7 protein-coding genes and 1 pseudogene are annotated in these 4251 nt (G+C 60.5%); 2 read left to right on the top strand and 6 right to left on the bottom strand.

The genetic code is table 11. The annotated features are described in order from the left end of the window. Positions 1-299: DUF2382 domain-containing protein (locus Q1A87_RS22995; protein ID WP_299657044.1), on the bottom strand; the 299-nt coding region annotated here is incomplete at its 3' end. Between the two features lie 218 nt (positions 300-517). Between Q1A87_RS22995 and Q1A87_RS22990 the strand changes: the two genes are divergently transcribed. Together Q1A87_RS22990 and Q1A87_RS22985 are read left to right on the top strand one after the other, a co-directional pair. Further along, positions 518-724 (top strand): hypothetical protein, encoded by a 207-nt coding sequence (locus Q1A87_RS22990; protein WP_299657041.1) that lies wholly within the window; start codon positions 518-520, stop codon positions 722-724. A gap of 171 nt (positions 725-895) precedes the next feature. Then, entirely contained in the window at positions 896-1261 is a 366-nt protein-coding gene (locus Q1A87_RS22985; RefSeq protein ID WP_363323061.1) for an alpha/beta hydrolase fold domain-containing protein, read from the top strand. Between the two features lie 252 nt (positions 1262-1513). Here the strand turns inward: Q1A87_RS22985 and Q1A87_RS22980 are convergent. The 5 genes and pseudogenes from Q1A87_RS22980 to Q1A87_RS22960 all read right to left on the bottom strand — a co-directional run. Then, positions 1514-1680: pseudogene (locus tag Q1A87_RS22980) on the bottom strand (IS3 family transposase); the annotation flags it as partial. Positions 1681-1710: 30 nt separating this feature from the next. Continuing rightward, the gene (locus Q1A87_RS22975) at positions 1711-2049 is read right to left on the bottom strand and encodes a hypothetical protein (protein WP_299657038.1); all 339 of its coding nucleotides are present in this window, start codon (positions 2047-2049) and stop codon (positions 1711-1713) included. Positions 2050-2129: 80 nt separating this feature from the next. Further along, positions 2130-2468 (bottom strand): type II toxin-antitoxin system RelE/ParE family toxin, encoded by a 339-nt coding sequence (locus Q1A87_RS22970; RefSeq protein WP_299657035.1) that lies wholly within the window; start codon positions 2466-2468, stop codon positions 2130-2132. A gap of 18 nt (positions 2469-2486) precedes the next feature. Beyond that, positions 2487-2747, bottom strand: a complete 261-nt coding sequence (locus Q1A87_RS22965) for a ribbon-helix-helix domain-containing protein (protein ID WP_299657032.1) — start codon at positions 2745-2747, stop codon at positions 2487-2489. Between the two features lie 156 nt (positions 2748-2903). Continuing rightward, positions 2904-3944: a calcium-binding protein gene (locus Q1A87_RS22960; RefSeq protein WP_299657029.1), complete on the bottom strand. Its 1041-nt coding sequence runs from the start codon at positions 3942-3944 to the stop codon at positions 2904-2906. Positions 3945-4251 lie beyond the last annotated feature (307 nt).

Raw genomic sequence — 4251 nt, 5'->3', positions numbered from 1 at the left:
AGTTCCTCGACGATGCGGTAACGCCGCACCATCACCTCTTCGACGATCGGGATGATGGTGACGTCGCCCTCCTCGCGGATCGCCGGCGGCTCGTCCACGATGCGGTCGACGGGCAGGCGCTCGACATCGACCTGCTCGCGGCGCAGCGTCTCGCGAACGGGAACCTCTTCCTCGCGGGTGCGGAGCCGGATCGTGGCGGCGACGCGCTCGGTCTCCTGCCTGGAAACCTTGAGACGTTCCTGAGCGATCGGAATTGTCTCGATCGCGTCATCGCGAGGCGGCGGGGTCGGGTCACTCACGTCGTGGGTTCCCCCGTTTGATCAGCAAAGCCAAATGTCTGGATAGCGTGTTGCTCCAATCCACATCGCTCCTGATTGTTCCGGGACCGCCGTTAAACATTATTAACGGACCCCTTCAGACTTGCTGTCAGGAAAGGAACAAATCTTGCTGCTGCTTGTTGCAAGCCCATGCAAAGGCACCGTCTCGGTCGCCGCTCGCATTCCATTTGGAGAATGTCATGGCCAACAATCCCGGGGATTTCCGGAATCCGAAAATCCAGGACACCGGAAAGAAATCCTCCGGTGGGATCGGCAAGTGGATCGGCATCGGGCTGGCGGCGCTCGTCGTACTTCTGCTTCTGCTCTGGCTGTTCGGCGCCTTGGGCGGAGAGGACGCGGCGGTCGAAACGAGCGACCCGGATGCGGTGACTGCCCCGACGAACTGATCAAGCTTGTGCAAAGGCAGACGAGGTCAATGCCTTTCGATTGAGACCATCTGTGACGATTGGTTTTCACTCGTTGTCGTTGATACGTGCCGAGAGAGGCGCAATTCTTGTCGTGATTTCACTAGGTCCCAGAGAGCTGACGGATGCTGAGGCGTGTAGCGTAAATAGGGTATAATTGCCTCGGCCGCCGCGCTCTGCGACGAGCTCTATGCGGTCGTGATCTCGCTCGAATACCGGCACGCCCCGGAGCATCCATTCCCCGCCGCGCACGAGGACGTACTGGCGGGCTACGAATGGGCCGTCGAGAACAGCGGGCAGTACAATGCCGATGCCGACCGCTTGGCGCTCGTCGGCGAGAGCGTGGGCGGCAACATGGGCAACATGGTCGTGGCCACGGCGATGGCGGCGCGGAACCAGCAGTTGACCGAGCCCGACCACGTCGTCTCCGTCTATCCGGTTGCGCAGAGCAATTTCAACACCGAGAGCTACGAGGCGAACGAGGCGGCGCTCCCGCTCAGCCTCGCGATGATGGCGTAATTCTTCGACCTCACCGACCCGAGGCAGCTCTCCGATCCGCGGATCAGCCTCGTGGACGCGGACCTCGCGGGCCTGTCGCCGGTGACCGTGATCACTGCCGGGAGTGTACCGGTCTACAGTTTTGAGACAGCTTATTGGGCTTAGGCAGTTTGTTGGTTGTTCATGGTTTGCTCTTGCCTGGTAGCTGCGGGCGGCGGTGGCCGCTCGATCAGCTAGTCTCGTTGTAGGTCTGCTGAAACTCCAGGAGGGCCTCCGGCGGACGTCCTGTCGGATCGGCTCTAGCGCCTCGTGCCGAGTAGCGGCGGCGCTGGCGTGGATGCCCTGACATTCGGCCGAACAGTGGTCGACGGCGATGAACACGGCCGCCTGACCTTCGCCGGTGCCACCGCGGTCATATCGGTTCCCCACATCTCGTCTATGCGCGGTGCAATGTCGGTTATATCAGAACTCTACTGTTCCAACACTATCATCAGCACCCCAAAGCCTATCATGATGGCGATGGACAGAACGGCAATGATGATAGCCGTCTGCCGATCTTCCTCATGAACATAGACATTCCCGCCGCACTTCGGGCAAGGTCGCTTCATATTCTTAAGATGACGCTTTGTCGTCCATCCGCAGTTAGAACACTGCCCTTTTATGCTGCTCATAGTTTCATGGCTCGATCTCAAAATCTGGGAAACGGTGCAATTGGACTTGGTCTGCCCACTCTGGAGGTCGCTACATTTGATCGCGTCCAACGCCTGGTCCTTCAAAACGACCGACAGAACACCGAAATCGACGACCATGATGCCTCACAACCGGACAGACTGGCTCGTGGGAGCAACTATTGGCGAAGGCAAACAAGGCGTCAAACTGCGCGGCTTCGTCATTCATCTGATTTGGCCCCCAACTCCGCCACGAAAGATCTCAACGCTTCCGCGCTCCGCAATCCACGCTGGTCACGCACATCGACTACCCAGATCGTGTCGCGTGCGACCGTGTAGAGCAGCGAGAAGGCCGTTCCCATGATCTTCAACTCGCGCACAGCCTCGTAATCCTCGTAGCGATGGCCGGCATTCGGGTGGGCCCGTAGCACGGCTTCGGCACGGCGAAGGGCGTCAACGGCACGGATCACGTCAAGCTGGGGATTGCGGCGATGGTAGGTCCGCATCCACCGCAGTCCCGGCTCGGCGGTCGCAAGATAGCGCAACGTAACCTGCGACATGACGGTGTCCGCGAGCCGTCAGCCCGCGATGGGAAACGGCCGCTCGTTCTCGTCGAGCATCCACTCGTGCACTGCCTCGGGCGTCACCCCGGCCGCGTTGCGCTCAACCATCTCCAGACCCGCATCCACAAGGTCCCGCACCGCGCGCCGCTCCTGCACGAAGGCGCGAATGGCCTGGTTGGCCACCCAAGAAGCGGAGCGATCTTCGGCACGCGCAATGCGTTCGAGTTCGGCTTTGAGCTCCTCGTCAAGACGGGTAGAGAACATGGCGGTCGGCATTCTAGAACACCTTCAAAAGATTTACACAGACACTGTCATACAGTGTCCTCGCGCGACCGGGATGTCAAATTCTTTACGAACTGATGCGCTGCAGGGCGGACGAAACGTAAAACCGCTAGACCATTTGCGATCAGATCCGGCAGGCACTAATCGGCCTTAGAAGCTGAACAGATCCGGATCGTCGAGCCGGTCCGCGCCAATGCCGCGCACGTGGATCTCGACATTGGCAAAGGAGATGACCGCGCCGCCTCTCTCGTCGGCAATCTCGAGCTGGCTGAACCGGCTTGCGCCTCGCCCGATTTCGATCATGTCGAACGCAGGCGCAAAGTCGGTGATCGTGTCCGAGCCGTCACCGCGCGCAAAGACGAAGGTGTCCACTCCCTTGCCGCCAGTCAGCACGTCACTACCGCGATTTCCATGTAGCTCGTCCGCGCCGCCGCCGCCCTCGATCGAATCTCGTCCGCCGCCGCCGAACGCAGTGTCACGGCCGCCGCCAAGCAGTAGGCTGTCGCCCCCACCCCCGTCCTTCATAAGGTCCGATCCGCTGCCCCCGAACAGCCAGTCGGCCCCGCCGTTGCCAAGGAGGCGGTCGTTTCCGGCATCGCCTGACAGCGTGTCGTCTCCGGCTCGGCCCCAGATCGTGTCGTCAGAACGACCGCTACCAACCAGATCGTCGCCACCCAAAGCATCGATGCGATCCTGTCCAGCGGTGCCGAGCAGGACGTCGTCGCTACGCGTCGGCCGAGCGTCGTCGCCCGGAGCGGTTGGCGTATCAAGCAGGTCGTCTGGAAGCGTCACTGAGCCGGAATCAATTGTGTAGCTCTGCCGGCTCATCGTCACGTGATCAGAGAACGGCGTGAAGTGGAGATAAGGCCGCAGATCGGTCAGCACCACTTCGTCAAACCGGGACTCGAGGACCAAGCCGTCGATGAAGCCGTCGCCTGTGATGTCGACCACGCCTAAGTACCGCGCCTCGGTGACGTTGTCCTGCGAGTAATAGCCGAGGCTGTCCACGGCGACGAGGGCGACGGTCTCCCCGGGCATCAGGACGCTGTTGGAACGCCCCGTCTCGGCGACGACCCATTGGAAGGTGCCAAGCGGGTGGCTCTCCTCGCTCTTGAGAAGAAACTCCGGCGAAGAAAACGAATAATCGGTTTGCATCGTGCCGATGCTGTGGTTCCAGAAAACAGCGGACATGGTAAACTCCTCACTCTGCTCACCAATGCGAACGTCACTGATTCCTTGGGACGGCCAGCACACGGAATTGCGGCGCAGATGTGACTACTTTATCAACTGACGGTTACCGGCTCGTTTGCAGCTCGGGTCAAGCAATGCATAGCAGGCAAGAAGTAACAAGCGTCCGGTCGTCGGTGCGGTGCAGTACAGAGGTGGCTCGGTTTGTCTGAACAGGTTCCGGGCGTTTCCTAAGTGGATTTCCGCCTTGGTTACGCAGCGGCCGCCTGAGGCATCAACGGTTTGAAATAGGCCTGATCGGGGGTTTTCC

It is taken from the genome of uncultured Jannaschia sp., assembly GCF_947494055.1.
Taxonomy (GTDB): domain Bacteria; phylum Pseudomonadota; class Alphaproteobacteria; order Rhodobacterales; family Rhodobacteraceae; genus Jannaschia.
The sequence above is the reverse complement of the archived record's forward strand: the minus strand, read 5'-3'. Positions and strand labels throughout refer to the sequence as shown.